Source organism: Vibrio gelatinilyticus, from assembly GCF_022836845.1.
GTDB lineage: Bacteria > Pseudomonadota > Gammaproteobacteria > Enterobacterales > Vibrionaceae > Vibrio > Vibrio gelatinilyticus.
Window position 1 is genome coordinate 130,569 of sequence record NZ_JAJNNZ010000001.1, and the last position, 18,963, is coordinate 149,531.

Here is an 18,963-nt window from a genome sequence, read left to right on the forward strand (position 1 = left end):
GTTTCTAATTGTCTCAAATGGTTTTGTCTTGGCTTATATTTCGTTACACTGTCAGCAGTTTTTCACAAGGGTTTGCTAAAAAATGAAGCAACTGATTGATTTCATACCTCTTATAATATTTTTCATCTTGTATAAAATGCAAGATATCTACGTTGCAACTGGCGCCTTGATCATTGCGTCAGCAGTTCAAATCGTTCTAACCTATGCCATCTACAGAAAAGTAGAGAAAATGCAGGTGATTACCTTCTTGATGGTTGCCGTGTTTGGTGGCATGACCATTTTTTTACACGATGACAACTTCATTAAATGGAAAGTCACCATTGTGTATGCGATCTTTGCTATTGGCCTAGCGGTAAGTCACGCTATTGGTCGTTCAGCGATTAAAGGAATGTTGAGTAAAGAAATCACCTTACCAGACCACGTATGGAACAAAATTAATTGGGCATGGGTAGCGTTCTTCTCATTCTGTGCCGGGCTAAATATCTATGTCGCTTACGAACTACCACTGGATGTTTGGGTAAACTTTAAAGTGTTTGGGCTATTGGCTGCGACCCTGATGTTTACGGTTCTCACCGGGATTTACATCTACAAATATCTGCCAAAAGAGCAAACAGAGAAGCAAGAATAAACATAGACAACCTATGTTGAAGTGAAGCGTATACTTTTTGTATACTCTTCGCACGATAACAACAGCGACCTTTGGGTCGCTGTTTTAGTTTTGGAACCTTATAACTATGACAAATACATCAAACATGACTCCAAAAGGTCAGTTAATCATCCGTACTCTAGCAATGCCAGAAAATACCAATGCAAATGGTGATATTTTCGGCGGTTGGATTATGTCTCAGCTTGATTTGGCCGGAGGTATTCTTGCTAAAGAAATTTCTCATGGCCGTATTGCGACCGTGTCTGTTTCCGGCATTACCTTTAAACACCCCGTCGGTGTTGGGGATGTCGTTTGCTGTTATGGTGAATGTACTCGAATTGGCACTACGTCAATGTCTATCAACTTAGAAGTATGGGTAAAGCCTGTTAGCTCCGATGGGATTGGTGAGCGCTACCAGGTCTGTGATGCGACATTTAACTATGTAGCTATTGATGGAAACGGGCGTCCCCGTCCCATTAACAAAAATTAACGTATTGAAGACGATGACATTTTGCCAAAAACATGACATGTTATAGAGATTAATCGTCAAAAAGCTGCTTGTATTCTACCGGCTTAAAAATATTGGAAGGAAACAAATATGTGGTATGTCATCTTCTCACAAGATGTTGAAAATTCATTAGAAAAACGTTTGAGTGTGCGCCCACAGCATTTAGAAAGACTGCAAAATCTTCAAGATGAAGGGCGTTTGCTTACCGCCGGTCCAATGCCAGCTATCGACAGCGATGATCCTGGCTCAGCTGGATTTACTGGTTCTACTGTTATTGCTGAATTCGAATCGCTCGAAGCCGCACAAGCTTGGGCCGATGCTGACCCATATATTGCTGCAGGGGTCTATCAACATGTCATCGTGAAACCATTTAAGAAAGTCTTCTAATTAACACTCTGAAGTATTTATCAGTGCTCAAGTGAACTTGAGCAAGTTGAAACGTTACCTCGATGGCAATAATTATGAAATCACATCTATTTTTCACATCTTTGATTGCCCTGCTTACCCTTGCCGGCTGTGCAAGCAGTGCGCAAGATAAGCAAAGACAAATCGAAATGTTAGCTCAAAGTCGCGCCAGTGTATTGTCATCTACTTTGCCTATTGAAAAAGGCCCACTTTCGGTTATGAAAGCAAGCGCCAATAAAGGTACAGTGGAAATCATGATGCTTTACAACACGGACGCCAAAGGTGCCAAACCAATCGAAGAAGTGATACGCAGCAGTATGAACTACTACTGTACAGACAGCGAAGTGAAAACTAATTTGGACATGGGGTTGGCTTATCGGATCTTAATTCGCAACACTCGTGGACAATTGATGTCGAATCAATACATCGACAACAGCAGTTGCAGTAAGCCCGCTAACGACAGTGAAAAGCCAGCGAACTAATATTTCGCTAGCCCAAATTGTATTCAGCACTGTTTAGTTACAACCCCCTATTCCAACATAGGGGGTCACTCCTAACTCCAACGTGTTCTCAACGACTGCGCCGCCTCAACCATATTTTTAAGGGCTTGTTCTGTCTCTTTCCACCCTCTGGTTTTTAAACCGCAGTCAGGGTTAACCCACAGACGTTCCGGTGGCACTTTTTCAGCCGCGACACTCAACAATTTTTCGATCCATTCGACCGAAGGGACGTTTGGTGAATGAATATCGTAGACTCCTGGCCCAATTTCATTTGGATAATTGAAATCCTCAAACGCTTTTAATAGATCCATATTGGATCGCGATGTTTCGATGGTAATCACATCAGCGTCTAAGGCGGCTACAGAATCAATGATCTCATTAAACTCGCTGTAACACATATGAGTGTGAATTTGCGTCTCAGGTTTGGCGCTAGAGGCGCTAATTCGGAAGGCCTTAGTGGCCCAATTCAAATACTCTTGATGAGCTGATGTTTTCAAAGGTAGCCCCTCTCGAATCGCAGGTTCATCGATCTGAATGATATTGATCCCCGCTTGCTGTAAGTCCTTCACTTCATCTTTAAGAGCAAAAGCTAACTGATTGGCGATGTCTTCTCTGGTTATATCTTCTCGCGGGAAAGTCCAACACAAAATAGTCACAGGTCCTGTTAACATCCCTTTCATCGGTTTCACCGTCAATGACTGAGCATACTGAGACCAACCAACTGTCATTGGCTTCTTTCGTTCGATATCTGCAACCACAATTGCTGGTTTTACGCAGCGAGAGCCATAACTCTGCACCCAACCAAACTGAGTGGTTTGAAAACCTGACAACTGCTCTGCAAAGTATTCCACCATATCGTTGCGTTCCGCTTCGCCATGGACAAAGACATCCAATCCAATTTCCTCTTGTCGACGAACAGAATCTTGTATGAACGATTGTATCGAGCGCTCATATTGTAATTGAGACAATCGCCCTTGTTTGAAGGCGGCTCGCGTCTGTCGAACCTCACCAGTTTGAGGAAAAGAGCCAATCGTCGTTGTGGGTAATAGAGGCAATTTTAGTACTTCTTTTTGATGATGAGCACGCTCGTTATACCCTGCACTGCGCTTATCACAGTGATTCGTAATTGAATCGATTCGAGCCTTTACCTGCGGCTTGTTGACCCAAGAGGAGTGCTTACGTGCTCGTATGGGATGGCTGTAGTTTTGGCAATATTCAAGGGCTGCTTCATCTCCATCGAGAGCTAACGCTAGCCATTTGACTTCTTCAACCTTCTGCTTGGCAAAAGCAAACCATTGCTGAGTTTCGGGTGGTAACTGTGTTTCAGACTCTAGATTCACTGGACTATGAAGCAACGAGCACGAACTACCAATCCATAGCCTTTCGCCCAGCTGGGCCTTCACGGGTTGTAAGCGCTGCAAACAACCGTCGAGATCACTACGCCATACATTACGACCATTGATCATCCCTGCGGACAATACCCAATGACTCGGGAGAGCGGTAACGACATCATTGAGTTGGTCTGGCGCCGCGCAAAGATCGATATGCAGTCCATCTACGTCTAATTGTGTAATAGTGGCCAATGAGTCTGTAATCGAGTCAAAGTATGTCGTAAGCAATACTTTTACGTCACTTCGTATGATTTGATAAGCAAGCCTAAAAGACTCCAACCATCGTGGCGCTAAATCCAATGCAAGAATGGGTTCATCTATCTGTACCCATTCAACACCAAGCTTTTCGAATTTGCTTAAGATGGCTTGATATGCAGTCAGTAAGCGCGGTAGTAAAGACAGTCTATCGAATCCCTCTTCCACCTCCTTACCAAGATACAAGTAGCTTATCGGCCCCAATAGCACTGGTTTGACTGAATAGCCCCCAGCCTGAGCTTCGCTCACTTCTTCGAAAAGCTGATTCCAACTGACTTCAAACTTATCATCTTTTGAGAATTCCGGAACGATGTAGTGGTAGTTAGTATTAAACCATTTGGTCATATCCGACGCGGCCTGACCAACGCAGTCACATCCCTGCTGAGACTGTCCTCTGCCAATTCTAAATAAAGTATCTAGATCGGGATGCCCTTTCTGATGACGTTTTGGTACATGGCCCAATAACAAACTGGTTCCTAGCACATGATCATACCATGCAAAATCACCGGCCGTTGTATAGGTTAAACCTTGGTCTTCCTGCAAGCTCCATCCCTGGTGTCGTATCTCTTTTCCAACCTTTTTTAGGGTTTTCTGATCAAGTTCATTGCGCCAATACCCTTCTAAGGCGAACTTCATTTCACGTTGCTCACCGATACGGGGGTATCCCAAGATATGTGATGTTGTCATGTTAGATTCCTTTTAACAAAAGATGTCTGGATGTCTATAATCATGCTGAATACCGAACTATTAAACAACCTCAAAACATTCACCACAACCATGAGTGAAATTCATAATGCTATATCGGACGTCTAGACGTTTACAATTGCGTGAAATCAAGATAATTTAATAAATAAAGGGATTTTTTGAGGGATTTTCATGATTGAGCTTAAACACTTAAAAACATTATCGACATTACGAGACACCGGCTCTCTAACTGCCACTGCAACGACTTTGCATCTCACTCAATCAGCACTGTCACATCAATTAAAAGATCTCGAGACTCGTATGGGAGCGGCGTTATTTCTTCGGAAAACACGCCCAGTCAAGTTTACTTCTGAGGGGAATATATTATTGGAACTTGCCAATGAGCTGCTCCCAAAGATTGCTCAGGCCGAAAGTCAATTGGCCAATCTAAAGGCTGACGCGAATGGCCGCCTTCATATGGCCATAGAATGCCACTCTTGTTTTCAATGGTTAATGCCTGCGTTAAAGGAATATCAATTGGCATGGCCTAATGTCGAACTTGATTTTTCATCTGGATTTGGCTTCGAGCCTTTGCCCGCCCTAGTCGCAGGAGAATTAGACCTCGTCATCACTTCTGACATCCAGCCTCGCTCGGAGGTACACTATGAACCACTGTTTGATTTTGAAATGAGGCTGGTGACATCCATATCCCACCCTCTCGCTCTCAAAAAACAGATTATGGCTGAAGATCTCGCAAACCAAACATTACTGACTTACCCCGTTCAAAAGCAGCGACTAGATGTGGTTAAACACTTTCTTAATCCCGCAGGTGTTGAACCGACAAAGTGGAAGCAAGCCGACAATACTCTAATGTTGATCCAGATGGCATCAGCAGGTCTTGGCGTAGCCGCCCTGCCCAACTGGGCAATCAGTGAATTCTCTAGGCAGGGACTGATCACCAGCAGGCCATTAGGGGATGGATTATGGCGAAGGCTATTTGCGGGTGTGCGTCACAACGAGAGAGAGAAGCTCTATTTGCAGTCATTTTTTAATACGGCCAAGCAGCAATGCCAACAACACTTGGACGGGATTAAAATTGCTTAATTCATCATTACTACCCATCAAAGAGAATTGCTCTACTGCTCGTTGGCTCACTTTCATTCTGCTCCGTTTGGAACACCAACGCATTAGCAGGACACGAAAACTGCGCAGCTACTTTGGGCCACGCAGCACTTCATCAGGTAGGTTCTAGAGCAACTCGAGAACGACAGACCGTTAATGATAACAGTCAAGAATATTGCGAGATTTAGCGATCGTACGCCTTAAACTGATTCGTCAACGGGTCGTACTGGTAACCGAGAATATCTAATTTGCCAACCACACCTTCTACATCCATTTCGTACATCGACACGAGCTCGTCGAAACTGTCGCATTCCAAACGCAATTTCTCATTGACGATACCCAGCAAAATAATGCTATCAAATCCGGTTACATTACTTAAATCCATAATGATGCTCTCCTGCTGCCAATTACACACTGCTTTGTTTAAGTTTAGATCATTTGTGGCAGATGTTAGGCTCTGTTGTCCTTTCGTGATAATTATCTCGACATCATAAGCCGGGGGGCAACCCTGACCTTTCGCTTCACACCATGGAGTAGAGTTGGATAAGACCAACATTCGTTAACATTAAACTTAGAAATGCCACTACGACCTGGCCAGTTGTTGGGGCTGTGTGGCGTATCATGTGCCAGCTCCAAAGCATTACCGCTAACAATAGCATCACCAGAGACACAACAATGCCCAGTAGGTGAGTCATGATCTCCGCCTCACTCCATTGACTTGTGTTAAACGCAACACTCAGTGTCAGTAGCATCGAAAATACCACCCCAGCAACGGGTAAAATGCGGTGAAAAGCCTGCAAACGTGTTCTAGCAATAATCAAAAACAAGTGCCCTAGACAGGTTCCAAGCAGCAACCCTGCACATACCAATGAGATCGATGCAGCAATATTTGATTGGAAGGCAATCACTAAGCCTGCAAATGCAACGGCAAAACCATTAGTTAAATGCAGAACCCAAAAAGGGCCTTTCTCTTTGGTTTTGCCCGTTTTTACTTTTGAATAAAAATAGAAAAGCGCAAAAACGACCAAAAAAGCTTCTACTTTCAATGAAGCAACAGAGAGCCACAGTAGGCCTAACGCAGGCAGCAGCTTGTGAATGCGCCCTCTTTGCCCCGGACAAATATCACCCTTGGCAAGAACAAGTGTCAGAATAAATAGAGCAACGCATAAGGCAGGAGCAAGCAGAGTAAGAACAGCAGTAACCATAAAAATTGTTTGTTAGTTTGGCGTTAAAGTAGGCGAGATGATATCTCACTCACTCAAGATTTGCTAACGCTATGGCTCAATAGGTTAACGACGTATTGACACTAAGATCGATAACAACTTTGAAGTCGAGCAGCGACAAGTATATAATTCCCGCCTTATAAGTCAGAGGTCAAAATATGTACAACAGCACAGCGCCTATTCATGAGCACAAAAAGTTCTGGGCAGAATGCTTCGGAACCGCCCCTTTTCTACCCACCAGCAAGAAAGAAATGAATGCATTGGGTTGGGATAGCTGTGACATCATTATTGTGACCGGCGATGCCTATGTCGATCATCCAAGCTTCGGTATGGCGATTATTGGCCGCTTACTAGAAGCTCAGGGATTTCGTGTAGGTATCATCGCTCAACCCGCTTGGGGTGACAAAACTGACTTTACTAAGCTTGGCAAACCCAATCTGTTTTTTGGCATTACCGCTGGAAACATGGATTCGATGATCAATCGCTATACAGCAGATCGCAAATTACGCCACGACGATGCTTATACGCCAAACAATGAAGGTGGAAAGCGCCCCGATCGCGCGACACTTGTTTATTCACAACGTTGTAGGGAAGCGTACAAAGAGACCCCTATCGTCCTTGGTGGCATCGAGGCCAGCCTTCGACGCATCGCCCACTATGACTATTGGTCAGATAAAGTTCGTCGCTCGGTATTGTTTGATGCAAAAGCTGATATTTTATTGTTTGGTAATGCTGAGCGCGCTCTCGTTGAAGTCGCGCATCGATTAGCAGATGGCCACCCAATCAGCGAAATGACCAATATTCGTGGCACTGCCGTTAACCTTGCGTGCGAGCCCGAAGGGTTTAGGATTATTGATTCTTCTCGAATTGAAAAGCCTGGCAAGGCCTATGTTCCTGTAAATCCATATCATGTGGAAACACAGTGCGACACAAAAAAAGAAGAAAAGAGCGAAGAAGCGCAGCCTATTTACGTTCGCCCTAGCAAACACGACTCTAAACACACGGCCGTTCGCTTACCGCCTTTCGAAAAGCTTAGTAATGACCGTATTCTTTATGCCCATGCTAGCCGTGTCATGCACTTAGAAACCAACCCTTATTCAGGACGGGCGTTGATTCAAAGGCATGGCAATCGTGAGCTCTGGGTCAACCAGGCCCCGATTCCATTGTCTACTGAAGAGATGGATTACGTTTTTGGTCTACCTTTTGCGCGCGTACCCCACCCTATGTATGGTAAGGCGAAAATACCCGCATACGACATGATCAAAACTTCAGTCAATATCATGCGCGGATGCTTTGGTGGCTGTTCATTTTGTTCGATCACCGAACACGAAGGACGAATCATTCAAAATCGCTCCAAAGAGTCGATCCTCAATGAAATTGAAGAAATCCGCGACAAAGTACCTGGCTTTACCGGAACCATTTCTGATCTCGGTGGCCCAACGGCCAATATGTATCGCTTGGGATGTTCTGATCCTAAAGCCGAGAAGAACTGTCGCCGACCGTCTTGCGTATTCCCTGGAATTTGCAACAAACTCAATACCGACCACAAACATACCATCGATTTGTATCGAGATGCACGCAAAGTAGACGGTATCAAAAAAGTATTGATCGCCTCTGGCGTACGTTACGATCTTGCTATTGAATCACCAGAGTATGTACGCGAACTGGTTACTCATCACGTCGGTGGCTACCTGAAGATCGCACCAGAGCATACCGAAGAAGGCCCGCTTGGTTTAATGATGAAACCAGGAATGGGCACTTATGACCGATTTAAAGAGATGTTCGAGAAATACAATAAAGAAGCGGGTAAAAAACAATATCTGATCCCGTACTTTATCTCGGCGCACCCAGGCACCGAAGACGAAGACATGCTCAACTTGGCCTTGTGGTTAAAGAAAAACGATTTTGAGTGTGATCAGGTTCAGAACTTTTACCCATCTCCAATGTGTAATGCGACTTCAATGTACTATTCAGAGACAAATCCGCTCAAACGGGTTAAGTACAAGAAAAGAGAAGAAGTACCCGTTGCCAAAGGGGAACGCCAAAGACGTTTGCACAAAGCTTTGCTTCGCTATCATGATCCAGCAAATTGGCCGATCATTCGTGAAGCTCTAATTGCTATGGGCAAGCAGTATTTGATTGGAGACAAAGCAAGTTGCCTTGTTCCAGAAGAAGATGTCAACGCAAAGACACCCGCGCAACGCAGAAAATCAGGGCGACACGGTTCACATAGATTTGCGACCAAGCACACTAAAGGTCAACCAGATATTCGCACCGATAAGCGCAAGCCTCGCTCAAAATCGAACGAAGCCACACATAATGATAAAAATACTCAAAAGCCAACAATCAAAGGCAAGGCACACAGCGGGAAAGGCAACAGCCACACCGTTAAGAACAAGCCCAAGCATCGCAGATAATTAAGCTCCATATCGAGAAGCACACCCTGGTATGTTTCTCAAAATGACAGTCAAAGGCGTTTCTCAAATTGAGAAACGCCTTTTTTATTTTTTATAAGAATGCCTATAACACAATAACTCACTGTTTAGATTGAGTTTAAATATTGGCACGCTTCATGCTCCTACTAACGTACACGCTGAAAAACTAAGTTTCGGTTATTAAGGAGAATCTCATGGAACTGCATACTCAAAACAGCAACACCCACACACTTACAGTGCAACTATTTGGTGATTTTGACGCAAAAGGAAGCCGAGATGCACAGCCAAAAATAGACGGAGTTATCCATCAGGACAAACATCAAGAAATAGAAGTGGATTTTTCTCAGGTTCGCTTTTTGGACTCCTCTGGCGTGGGTGCTATTGTTTATCTATATAAGCGTCTCGTAGAACGAAATAGAAAAATGCGCTTAGAGAATGTACAAGGACAACCGTTAGAAATTATGACGTTACTTCGTATTGGCCAAGCAATTCCCATCAACACTTGTGCCAACAGCGAGTACATTTAATCGATGCCTTTTCATTGAATCGAGAGGGCAGACATCATTCAGGGGAAATACATGGACGTAATTTTGGCTTTGAAAAAGACAATGATTGCCATCTCTTGCCTTACAATGTTTGCTTGCTCCAATGGACCAGAGGAAGGCCGTGGGGGAATGGCTGAGCAATATACCAACTCAGAATTCGCCCCTGTCATGCCTGATGAGCCGCTTGGCCCTGAACATGGGCTACGCTTTGATTGGAAACTTGCAAAACTGCATCTCGATACGCTAGTCGACCAGGGCGCTAAATGGTGCTTCCCTGCCGCCGTAGCACAAGCCGAAGAAAAGCAAAACCGAATCGCTCGGGAGCTCGCGGGTGACCTTTGGATTGATGCTGCAAATGACATCGTTATTCAAAGAAAACGTCTTAACGATCTCGAACTTAAGCTCAACTATGTTTTGTCTCAAGCACGATGCGTTCCCCCAAGAAATCGTTCAACATTAGAAAGCCAGTTAGCCGTGGTGAAACAAATATTTGATCTTCTAAATGTCGATAACCAATTCGCTTTCAACTCTAGTGAGGTCAATCCGAAATACATGGGACATCTTGCTCAAGCTGCCAATTTAATGAAAACCTACCCGGCTATTGAACTGCAAGTAACGGGGCATGCAGACGCGACTGGCACTGAAGAATACAACGAACGACTTGCCCTTGAACGAGCCAAACAGGTTAAGCGCTATCTGATGATTTTTGGTCTAGAAGAAGCACGAATTTCGACCTTATCACTTGGTTCAAGTTTACCCCTTTATGACGGTGACACTCCGGGGATTATGTTGACCAATCGCAGGGTAAGCATTGAGGTGATTGCCGACGAGGCAGAACTTGAAACCGCAATGAGGGATTCCCTATGAAAATCTTCTCACTACTAACACTGCTTCTGTCGACACTGCTAAGCTTTTCGGTTAACGCCGATGAAGAGGAAATTGTTCAAGTGGGTGATCTTATTCAAGTGAGCTTACCCGGAGAAAGTTCGCTTAATCGCGGATTTCAAGTCGACAAAAAAGGTCGTATAACACTGCCGGAAGTCGGCCCTTTGTTTGTGGCTGGTTACGATGAAAAGCAACTTGAGAAGGTCGTATTGGAGTCATTGGAAACTATCTTTAGAGATCTCTCTAACGCTTCAGTTTACATTTCTGAGCGCCAGATCTTGGTCTCGATTCAGGGCTACGTAGAATCACCCGGCGAATATACACTGCCCTTTAACTCCAATATTCAGATGGCGTTACATGCGGCTGGCGGTCTGCGCTCTGGCGCTCAGCTTAACAAGATGATTCTGAAAAGAGGCGCTAAACGAGAGCAATTCGACTACAAGCAGTTTCTCGACTCGGGTGATGACTCTCAGCTACCCACGTTACGCTCTCTCGACACGCTCTTTGTTCCAGCATCACCTCTGGTGGGTAACATTGAACAAGACTTCGACCCATCGAAATTAGCCGACGCTGGTGACAGCTCAGATTCAAGGTTGGCCATCAAAGTATTTGGTGAAGTCAATGCACCAGGCTCTTTTTCCTACAAGGACAATACCGACTTGGTCGATGTTCTAATGCGTGCAGGAGGGGTTACCCGTTATGCCAGTGTTGAGCAGATCCGAGTGATCAGCAATAACTCTCCGACCTTATTTAACCTCAAACGATATTTAGATTCCGGTGACACAAACTTACTGCCACAGCTACAGCCTGGCTCCACCATTTTTGTGCCAAAGCAGGAAGAAGAAATTAAATCCGGGGCCAACACCGTCTATGTCATGGGCGAGGTATTTCAGCCTGGAGCCTTCGAAGGGAAACAAGGCGCGACATTTATGGACATCCTCGCCAATGCCGGTGGTCCAACGCGCTATGCGGAAACAAGACAAATTCGTATCATCAAGTCCAGTGGTAAGGTGGTCAAATTTGACTTAACGGCCTTTACTGAAGGTATTACGGGTCAACCTGCCCCAGCGATTATGCCGGGTGACGCGATTTTTGTTCCAGAGAAAACTGATATGAACGAGAAATCGTGGTTAAAGATATCTCCAGATCGCGCAGTGAATGTCATTGGTGAGGTGGTGAGACCAGGCCGAATAGAATGGTCTGATGAAATGGATCTAATGGACTTACTGGCCCATGTAGGTGGTCCAACGCTGCGCGCGGATACATCCAAGCTTGAAATCGCCACCAACGGTCGAATGACAGTGTTCGATTTGGATGCCTTTATTAAAAAAGGTGCACCAAAAGTCGAGCTGCCCCTTATTGCTGCTGGATCCATTGTTCGTATTCATGATTTGCCGCAAGATCCTTCTGACAACAAATCTCAATGGGTACGCCAAAGCTCAGATGCCTCGATCTACGTGTTCGGACAGGTTAACGCCCCCGGTCGTTATCGTTTTACTAATGAGATGCATTTCCTTGATATTCTATCGGCAGCTGATGGTCCGACAAAAGAAGCCGATATTCACAATATCCGAGTCACTCACCGCAACAATAAATACGCAAAAATTAGCAAGCTAAATCTATCACTTTATTTTGAAACCGGAGATGAGACGCTACTACCACTGGTTAAGCCCGGTGATACCGTTTACGTCCCAGAGAAGAATAAAAACTGGTTAGACACGCCTAAAGAAGAAACCGTTAGGGTATTAGGCGCGGTTAAGAATCCTGGGCGTTACGTGTTCAACGATAACATGACAATACTTGATATCTTAGCTGAAGCTGGCGGCCCTAGTGACATTGCGCATTTAGAAAAGATCAGCATTGTCAATATCTCGTGCTGCCAAGGGCAAGCTCGAAGCTTTGACCTCGTTTCATTTAGCAAAACCGCGGATATCCGAAAGCTTCCGGTATTGCGAGCCGGTGACACCATTTACATCCCCAACCAAAGAGAAAGTTTTAGTGAAAAAGCTCGTTTAGCATTATCAGACATATTAAGACTGACCACGACCATCGTGTTAATAGGAGCACTGTAATGACTATTCCAGCGACTCATACCGAAATCGAACAGATTTATCTTAATGCAGAGATGCAAGGTTGCCGTTCAATTTGTATTACAGCTTGTAACTCCGGTGACGGTTCCACCAGCATTGCCTCGTCTCTTGCCGAAAGGTATATTCTTGCTGGCTACCGCACTTTACTTGTTGATATGAACCTCTATAGCCCATCTTTTTCCCCTATCGAATTACCCATTCGCCAACAAGATGCTGAGATGCCCTGGATTGAAGATCGCCGTTCAAGGCGACTATTTTGCGGCTATCCAGTGCCACAAGATCAAGGCACGATGCTAATGTATAAGGACCCGACAACACTGAAAAACATTGTCGCTCAATGGCGCGATAAATTTGAACGAATCGTTATCGACACCTCTCCGATCTTAAACATCAACCGCGGTAATATTCCCGCACAATGCGTAGCAAGTGCTGTTGATGGTACGTTTCTCGTCGTATTGAGTGGTACGACTCTCAGCCATCAAATTGAAGAGGCTATCGATATACTCGGTAACGCTGCAAATGCCACTGTATTAGGGACCGTACTTAATACTCGTGACCAACCCACTCTTGCCAGTGAAATTTGTCGCGAAATAGATCGTTTAAAATTCGCCCCTAAGAAGATACGTGTGTGGCTGAAACGTAAAGTGAGTAATAATCGATTTCTCTCCATGCAGGTTTGACCTCTAACAATCTTATTTGATTCATACTGTTAGCGCATAGTTCTTCGTAACTTCTCGCCAATGTAGTCTATGCTTAAACAAGGTTGGTTATTTGGTCAGGGATAGATATAAATGAACCCCAAAATTCTTTTGGTAGAAGACTCTTCATCACTTGCTGTTCTCTACAAGCAATACTTAAAAAATGAGCCATATGACGTCGTCCACGTTGAAAAAGGACAGGAAGCAATACGATTTTTGCAACGAACACACCCTTCTATTGTGATTCTTGATTTGCAATTACCCGATATGCAAGGAGACCAAATTCTTCAGTGGATGGATGAGCACGACATCAAGGTCCCGGTAATCATCGCTACGGCACACGGTAGTGTGGACCTTGCAGTCAAACTCATTCATCTTGGCGCTAAAGACTTCCTAGAAAAGCCCATTAGAGCGGACCGCCTGAAAACATCGATAAAGATTCATCTAAAACAAGCAAAATTAGAGACCATGCTTGAAGATATGCAGCAAAAAATGGAACGCTCTCGGTACCATGGCTTTATTGGATCAAGCGCTCCGATGCAAGCAACCTATAAAATGATTGAGTCTGTCGCGCCCACCACGGCCAGTGTCTTCATTATCGGAGAAAGTGGTACAGGTAAAGAAGTCTGCGCAAACGCTATTCACGATGAAAGTGACCGCTGTGACAAGGAGTTTGTGGCTATTAACTGTGGGGCAATACCGAAAGACCTCATGGAAAGCGAAATATTTGGTCACACCAAAGGCGCTTTTACCGGAGCAACCTCAGATCGCAAAGGCGCTGCTACCCAAGCGCACGGAGGCACGTTATTCCTTGATGAACTGTGCGAAATGGATTTGGATATGCAGAAAAAGTTACTGCGTTTTCTACAAACCGGCACCTTTACTCCGCTAGGAGCCAATAAGGAAGTCAAAGTTGACGTCCGCATTATTTGCGCGACCAACCGAGACCCACTCAAAGAAGTCAGAGAGGGCCGATTTAGAGAGGATTTATATTATCGCGTTCACGTCGTTCCTGTTCACCTCGCACCTCTTCGCGAGAGGGGTAAAGACATCGTCGCCCTCGCTCAGCATTTTTTAAAGCTTTATGCCAAACAAGACAAAAAAACATTCCAGACAATTTCTAAGGAAGCACAAAGCCTACTCTCTAGCTACGCTTGGCCAGGAAATGTTCGCCAGCTTCAAAATATACTTCGGAATATCGTAGTGCTCAACAATGAGAAAGTGCTCAACAGTGAACTGTTGCCAATGGAAGTCAAACAAGTCTCCCAAAAGCAGGCTATCTCCCACCAAAAGACGCAAGTGCCCGCACCTTCTTCGCATGTCCATCTCCAAACAACCGAGCAAGGCATCGCTAAGGCACCGATAGAGACATCAACCACAGAAGCTCCTGTGCCAATCGAACCGTCTTCACATCAAACGAAGCCTGTTACCATTCGTCCAATGTGGATCGTCGAAAGAGAAACCATACAAGAAGCAATAGAATACTGTGATGGGAACGTGCTCAATGCTGCGGTGCTGTTAGAGCTGAGCCCTTCAACAGTCTATCGTAAAAAACAGGCATGGGAGGCCAACGATGAGCTCAGTCAAACCTAATGACTTGTTACTGATTGTCGACAGTTCAAACTTCGGGGGCATTGAAGCTCATGTTCTTCAGCTAAGCCTTGCAATGCGACTTCAGTCTGTCCATGTGACTGCGGTGCTGCTGGATAGCTATTCGGATAACCCCCTTATCCAAAAGCTTAAAGAGCATCAAGTCGATTATCTTTGTCTCAAGCAGATGTTTCCCAAAATCCCTTTTTGGAAGCGCCTTCATCAATTGATGATGGAGAGGTGCCCAAAAGCGATACACAGTCACGGCTACAAAGCCAATCTACTTTGCCGCTGGACTCAACTACGCTGGCCCAATAACAGTATCGCTTACGTGGCTTCGTTTCACGCGGGCGAAACGCCTAAAGGGCGAGTTCGACTGTATGACATGCTAGACCGCTATACCGCGTTTTTAAGTGACAATAACATTTGCGTCAGTAAACGAATTCAAGAGAAACTGCCATGCCACTCATCGGTAGTCCGCAATTTTGTTTCTATGCCAACTGACTTACAAGTCAATGATAAGCAAATAGCATTTGTTGGCCGACTTAGCCATGAAAAAGCCCCTGACCGATTCATTCAGCTAGCAGCGAAACTACCCAGCGTTGCCTTTCATATATACGGTTCTGGTCCAATGGAGCAAGAGATCAAACAAAGCGCCCCACCCAATGTGTTTCTCCACGGACATCAAAGCGACATGACTCAGGTTTGGAGTAACATTGAAATGCTTGTCATGCCCTCTCGTTATGAGGGATTACCGATGGCTGCTCTTGAAGCTATGTCACGAAAAATTCCCGTGTTATCAAGCCCCGTAGGCGAAATGCCGTCGTTAATTCAACATGACATTAATGGCTGGATAGCCAAATCAGACGCAGAGCTCAAGGACTACGTGGAATACTGGTGTTCTCTTAATAAGGTCGATAAAGAAGCCATAAAATCACATGCTCATGCAACAATTGAACAGCACTACTCCGCCGAAGCGGTATTACCTAACTTTCTAAGCGCGTATCAGTTTCTATAGTCCATTCAAGTTGACTCTCATATTGAGAATATCCAGTCAATAATCCATGAAAAAATAAATAAGCAATATAAAATCAAAAAGTTAAATCAACACTCTTATTGGCACCTCCCTTGCTTTACCTATTTCAACTGAACAAATGAAAGGTGAGCTCATGAAAGCTTTCGGTACCAATTCAATTGAGTGGGGAGCATTCTATGTCAGTGCATAAGTCCCATTGCTTGATCTTCGACGCTGCGGTATCGGCAACCACTCGAGAAACGACTCAAAGAGCTCTCACTAACTGTGCTCATAATCATGTTGACTACACAATACTCACCAAGGACAAAAAATCATGGCAGAAAAGTGAGTTCTGCGCTCATCACAATGTCCAATTTAGTCTCCTCCCTGATTGGGTGTCACAGCAATCTCACTCTACTTTGCAGCGATGGTCCTCTCACTTCATCTTACTGCTCATGCTTCTGTGGAATCTCGGTTTCAGACGTAAAAAAGACTTGGTCATTGGGATAAGCAATCCATACTTGGATAAACCTCTTTACCAGATGCGTTTATGGTTTGGCTTCCAACTGACACAGTTTGTGCAAGAAAAATTCACCCCAAACGCTTCTTCAGGTAAAGGATGCTGTCAATCCGATCGCTTATTTTATCTACCGTCACTGGCCGAAGATATCATCAAAGCTATAGAGTGCTTTCAACATGCTGAACTGCCTGAAATACAGGCGAACCACTGCGCACAAATCAAATTCGCTTCACTAAACGCTCAAGAGATGATACCTGATCTTTCTCTATCAGACTGGCCATCTCAATGCCAGTACAACACGCCAAAGCTGTTTTGGAGTGCCTCATCAGATCCAAATGAATCCTTCCTAGATATCATTGAGTCGTTGAAAACGCTCTCCCAACAAAGAGCAATCCAAGGGGCTATCTGTTTTAGAAAAAAGGCGAATGCAATCTTACACTCTCAATACGAGGCTATGCCCATGACTCCCATTAAAGGGATTGAGTGGTTTGAAAATGCTCCTTACATTGATGCCCTTCGCTCGCAATGCAATATTTTATTAATCAGCCCCAATCATCTTAATGTCGAGCGAGATGTTCTGTTCGCGATGGCGGCGGGCATGTGTGTCGTGCTGCCAAAAGATAACTCATATTGGGACAATCAACTTACCGAAAACATCCATTGCATGAAATACCAACCACAGAACCTGCAATCCTTGGTTGAGACGATTAACGCATTACTTGATGACTGCGACTTGATTTACCAGATAGGGCTCAATGCCTCAGAATTGGCGCAAAAAATACAAGGCGTTGATAGTTATAAAACGATTAGCCGCTACATCAATCAAACTCTCGAACCACGCGATAAAACGGTCGTCGACACTGACATAGTCAAAAAAAGATCGGGGATTTGAAGAAATTAGACTCAATGGTGATTAATCAAAATGGCGTTCGAAATGAGCCAGTCGGCATCCTAAACTGTTTATTTTGATGATCAATGCGAATGTAAAAGAGACAATAAGGTGATAAAGGGACGCAATGATTAATATCAAGCAATCAAATCACATCCTGTTAACGGGAGCCATTTGTACCTTAATCGGCATGATTTGGTATCTTGCGCCAAACCCTATTGTGGGTATGGTACTCGCGTTCGTTCCGCTTGGTATCTTATTCGTACTCAGTCAGACTTTCTGGCTCGTCACCTTATTTGTGGTCTTTTCATTCTTTCGGATCCACGAAGTATTCCCGGCAATTTACAACTTCAAAATTCCATTGCTGCTGTCCATGGGCGCACTCTCTGCCCTGCTCTGGCATTCACTCATAAGCCGAAACCTGAAACTGTATTGGCACCCTACCTTTTTGTGGCTGGTTATCTTCTGGCTATTGGTTTTCTTTGGATTGTTTGCCGCGTCGAATGTCGGTATTGCCGTTTCAACCTTTACAGCCACTTATTGGAAGATCATTGTAATGACACTTGCCATCGCTTGGTTGGTCAAAACGGAAAAAGACCTCGCTCGCTTTTCAATGTTGATCATTCTATCTGGCATCATCGTTGGTACAGTGGCTCTTTATAATTCGGTCAATGGTATTGGGCTAGTCGAAGGGTCGCGTGTCACGATAGGGCGCGAATTTGGCTCTATGCTGGGCGACCCAAATGATTTGTCTCTGGTGCTGATGTTTCCACTGGCTTTCGCAATTAGCCTCGCCACCACAAGAAAAATCCCGATCATTCCAAAGCTACTTAGCATCATCACGATAGTCATTCTAATGCTAGCGATTCTTGCAACTCAAAGTCGTGGGGGGTTGTTAGGCTCACTATCGGTATTTAGCGTTTTCGCCTGGCGAATGATTAAATCGAAAACTCTTTTTTTCACATTAGGTGCAATTGCAGCCATTGTTCTTTATGCCGTTGCGGGTATCTCAGACAGGTCATCAGGAGGGGCCGCTGAAGAAGGTGTTGATGAATCAGCTATGGGACGAATCTATGCTTGGGAGGCCGCGATTCGCATGGCTGTTGAAAATCCACTCACCGGTGTAGGGCTCGAAAACTTTTTCTACAACTATTTCTATTACAGCTCTCACTGGGATGGGCTAAACCACGCCGTTCATAGTACTTGGTTCGGCGTTTTGGCCGAAACAGGGTTTCTTGGGTTGATCGTCTTCGTCACCAGCATTGTATCTCTATTTAAGACGGCGCGTCGTACCCTCGATTCTCTTGGTGCTCTACCTACTCCCCCTCCCTATATTATGGCCAGTGCACTCGCAGCATTTAGTGGTCTAGTTGGTACCTGTGTATCTGGAACATTTCTTACCCAAGGCTTTAACTGGCCCATCAACATCCTCGCCGCTGTAACCATCGCTGTATCACAAATTGCAAATCAAATTGAGAAGCCAAAAAATCTTAAGGGAAAAGAAAACTAACCATCTGTATTTATTAATGATTTATTTTGGCATAGATCATGTAAAGGATTAA

17 protein-coding genes are annotated in these 18,963 nt (G+C 44.6%); 14 read left to right on the forward strand and 3 right to left on the reverse strand.

Annotated elements, in window-relative coordinates; translation table 11 throughout:
* Window positions 1-82 precede the first annotated feature (82 nt).
* The 4 genes from LNL84_RS00600 to LNL84_RS00615 all read left to right on the forward strand — a co-directional run bounded on the left by LNL84_RS00600 (window position 83) and on the right by LNL84_RS00615 (window position 2,041).
* Window positions 83-628 (forward strand): septation protein A, encoded by a 546-nt coding sequence (locus LNL84_RS00600; RefSeq protein WP_244354223.1) that lies wholly within the window; start codon window positions 83-85, stop codon window positions 626-628.
* Window positions 629-734: 106 nt separating this feature from the next.
* Window positions 735-1,136 carry an acyl-CoA thioester hydrolase YciA gene (gene yciA, locus LNL84_RS00605; RefSeq protein ID WP_244354225.1) on the forward strand — a complete coding sequence of 134 codons (402 nt, stop codon included), beginning with the start codon at window positions 735-737 and terminating at the stop codon, window positions 1,134-1,136.
* 108 nt (window positions 1,137-1,244) lie between these two features.
* Window positions 1,245-1,541 (forward strand): YciI family protein, encoded by a 297-nt coding sequence (locus tag LNL84_RS00610; protein WP_244354227.1) that lies wholly within the window; start codon window positions 1,245-1,247, stop codon window positions 1,539-1,541.
* 74 nt (window positions 1,542-1,615) lie between these two features.
* Complete coding sequence (locus tag LNL84_RS00615) at window positions 1,616-2,041, forward strand: GspS/AspS pilotin family protein (protein ID WP_244354231.1); 426 nt, start codon at window positions 1,616-1,618, stop codon at window positions 2,039-2,041.
* 71 nt (window positions 2,042-2,112) lie between these two features.
* Here the strand turns inward: LNL84_RS00615 and metE are convergent, their stop codons facing one another.
* Window positions 2,113-4,392 carry a 5-methyltetrahydropteroyltriglutamate--homocysteine S-methyltransferase gene (gene metE, locus LNL84_RS00620; RefSeq protein ID WP_244354233.1) on the reverse strand — a complete coding sequence of 760 codons (2,280 nt, stop codon included), beginning with the start codon at window positions 4,390-4,392 and terminating at the stop codon, window positions 2,113-2,115.
* A 189-nt stretch (window positions 4,393-4,581) separates the two neighbouring features.
* Here metE and metR point away from each other — a divergent pair, with 189 nt between their 5' ends.
* Complete coding sequence (gene metR / locus LNL84_RS00625) at window positions 4,582-5,493, forward strand: HTH-type transcriptional regulator MetR (RefSeq protein WP_244354238.1); 912 nt, start codon at window positions 4,582-4,584, stop codon at window positions 5,491-5,493.
* 202 nt (window positions 5,494-5,695) lie between these two features.
* Here the strand turns inward: metR and LNL84_RS00630 are convergent, their stop codons facing one another.
* Together LNL84_RS00630 and LNL84_RS00635 are read right to left on the reverse strand one after the other, a co-directional pair.
* Window positions 5,696-5,896 (reverse strand): DUF4250 domain-containing protein, encoded by a 201-nt coding sequence (locus LNL84_RS00630; protein ID WP_244354240.1) that lies wholly within the window; start codon window positions 5,894-5,896, stop codon window positions 5,696-5,698.
* 136 nt (window positions 5,897-6,032) lie between these two features.
* A complete protein-coding gene (locus LNL84_RS00635) occupies window positions 6,033-6,716 on the reverse strand; it encodes a hypothetical protein (protein ID WP_244354242.1) in 684 nt (227 codons plus the stop codon).
* 176 nt (window positions 6,717-6,892) lie between these two features.
* Between LNL84_RS00635 and LNL84_RS00640 the strand changes: the two genes are divergently transcribed.
* The 9 genes from LNL84_RS00640 (at window position 6,893) to LNL84_RS00680 (ending at window position 18,911) form a co-directional block, all read left to right on the forward strand.
* A complete protein-coding gene (locus LNL84_RS00640) occupies window positions 6,893-9,151 on the forward strand; it encodes a YgiQ family radical SAM protein (RefSeq protein WP_244354244.1) in 2,259 nt (752 codons plus the stop codon).
* A gap of 212 nt (window positions 9,152-9,363) precedes the next feature.
* A complete protein-coding gene (locus tag LNL84_RS00645) occupies window positions 9,364-9,696 on the forward strand; it encodes an STAS domain-containing protein (protein WP_244354246.1) in 333 nt (110 codons plus the stop codon).
* 51 nt (window positions 9,697-9,747) lie between these two features.
* Window positions 9,748-10,581, forward strand: a complete 834-nt coding sequence (locus LNL84_RS00650) for an OmpA family protein (protein ID WP_244354248.1) — start codon at window positions 9,748-9,750, stop codon at window positions 10,579-10,581.
* Window positions 10,578-12,671, forward strand: coding sequence for an SLBB domain-containing protein (locus LNL84_RS00655; RefSeq protein ID WP_244354250.1), 2,094 nt, complete (start codon window positions 10,578-10,580; stop codon window positions 12,669-12,671). Before LNL84_RS00650 ends, LNL84_RS00655 begins: the two co-directional genes overlap by 4 nt.
* The gene (locus LNL84_RS00660) at window positions 12,671-13,369 is read left to right on the forward strand and encodes a P-loop NTPase family protein (protein WP_244354252.1); all 699 of its coding nucleotides are present in this window, start codon (window positions 12,671-12,673) and stop codon (window positions 13,367-13,369) included. The genes LNL84_RS00655 and LNL84_RS00660 overlap by 1 nt, the downstream gene beginning before the upstream one ends.
* A 111-nt stretch (window positions 13,370-13,480) precedes the next feature.
* Window positions 13,481-14,980 carry a sigma-54-dependent transcriptional regulator gene (locus tag LNL84_RS00665; protein WP_244354254.1) on the forward strand — a complete coding sequence of 500 codons (1,500 nt, stop codon included), beginning with the start codon at window positions 13,481-13,483 and terminating at the stop codon, window positions 14,978-14,980.
* Window positions 14,961-15,995 (forward strand): glycosyltransferase family 4 protein, encoded by a 1,035-nt coding sequence (locus LNL84_RS00670; protein WP_244354256.1) that lies wholly within the window; start codon window positions 14,961-14,963, stop codon window positions 15,993-15,995. The genes LNL84_RS00665 and LNL84_RS00670 overlap by 20 nt, the downstream gene beginning before the upstream one ends.
* Before the next feature lie 194 nt (window positions 15,996-16,189).
* Window positions 16,190-17,404 (forward strand): glycosyltransferase, encoded by a 1,215-nt coding sequence (locus LNL84_RS00675; RefSeq protein ID WP_244354258.1) that lies wholly within the window; start codon window positions 16,190-16,192, stop codon window positions 17,402-17,404.
* 124 nt (window positions 17,405-17,528) lie between these two features.
* Window positions 17,529-18,911: an O-antigen ligase family protein gene (locus tag LNL84_RS00680; protein WP_244354260.1), complete on the forward strand. Its 1,383-nt coding sequence runs from the start codon at window positions 17,529-17,531 to the stop codon at window positions 18,909-18,911.
* Window positions 18,912-18,963 lie beyond the last annotated feature (52 nt).

Coding starts and splice junctions, on each gene's coding strand:
- LNL84_RS00640 (WP_244354244.1), top strand. CDS start 6,893: ATGTACAACAGCACAGCGCCTATTCATGAGCACAAAAAGTTCTGGGCA.
- LNL84_RS00610 (WP_244354227.1), top strand. CDS start 1,245: ATGTGGTATGTCATCTTCTCACAAGATGTTGAAAATTCATTAGAAAAA.
- LNL84_RS00655 (WP_244354250.1), top strand. CDS start 10,578: ATGAAAATCTTCTCACTACTAACACTGCTTCTGTCGACACTGCTAAGC.
- metR (WP_244354238.1), top strand. CDS start 4,582: ATGATTGAGCTTAAACACTTAAAAACATTATCGACATTACGAGACACC.
- LNL84_RS00635 (WP_244354242.1), bottom strand. CDS start 6,716: ATGGTTACTGCTGTTCTTACTCTGCTTGCTCCTGCCTTATGCGTTGCT.
- LNL84_RS00650 (WP_244354248.1), top strand. CDS start 9,748: ATGGACGTAATTTTGGCTTTGAAAAAGACAATGATTGCCATCTCTTGC.
- LNL84_RS00670 (WP_244354256.1), top strand. CDS start 14,961: ATGAGCTCAGTCAAACCTAATGACTTGTTACTGATTGTCGACAGTTCA.
- LNL84_RS00675 (WP_244354258.1), top strand. CDS start 16,190: ATGTCAGTGCATAAGTCCCATTGCTTGATCTTCGACGCTGCGGTATCG.
- LNL84_RS00615 (WP_244354231.1), top strand. CDS start 1,616: ATGAAATCACATCTATTTTTCACATCTTTGATTGCCCTGCTTACCCTT.
- metE (WP_244354233.1), bottom strand. CDS start 4,392: ATGACAACATCACATATCTTGGGATACCCCCGTATCGGTGAGCAACGT.
- LNL84_RS00645 (WP_244354246.1), top strand. CDS start 9,364: ATGGAACTGCATACTCAAAACAGCAACACCCACACACTTACAGTGCAA.
- LNL84_RS00665 (WP_244354254.1), top strand. CDS start 13,481: ATGAACCCCAAAATTCTTTTGGTAGAAGACTCTTCATCACTTGCTGTT.
- LNL84_RS00680 (WP_244354260.1), top strand. CDS start 17,529: ATGATTAATATCAAGCAATCAAATCACATCCTGTTAACGGGAGCCATT.
- LNL84_RS00630 (WP_244354240.1), bottom strand. CDS start 5,896: ATGGATTTAAGTAATGTAACCGGATTTGATAGCATTATTTTGCTGGGT.
- yciA (WP_244354225.1), top strand. CDS start 735: ATGACAAATACATCAAACATGACTCCAAAAGGTCAGTTAATCATCCGT.
- LNL84_RS00600 (WP_244354223.1), top strand. CDS start 83: ATGAAGCAACTGATTGATTTCATACCTCTTATAATATTTTTCATCTTG.
- LNL84_RS00660 (WP_244354252.1), top strand. CDS start 12,671: ATGACTATTCCAGCGACTCATACCGAAATCGAACAGATTTATCTTAAT.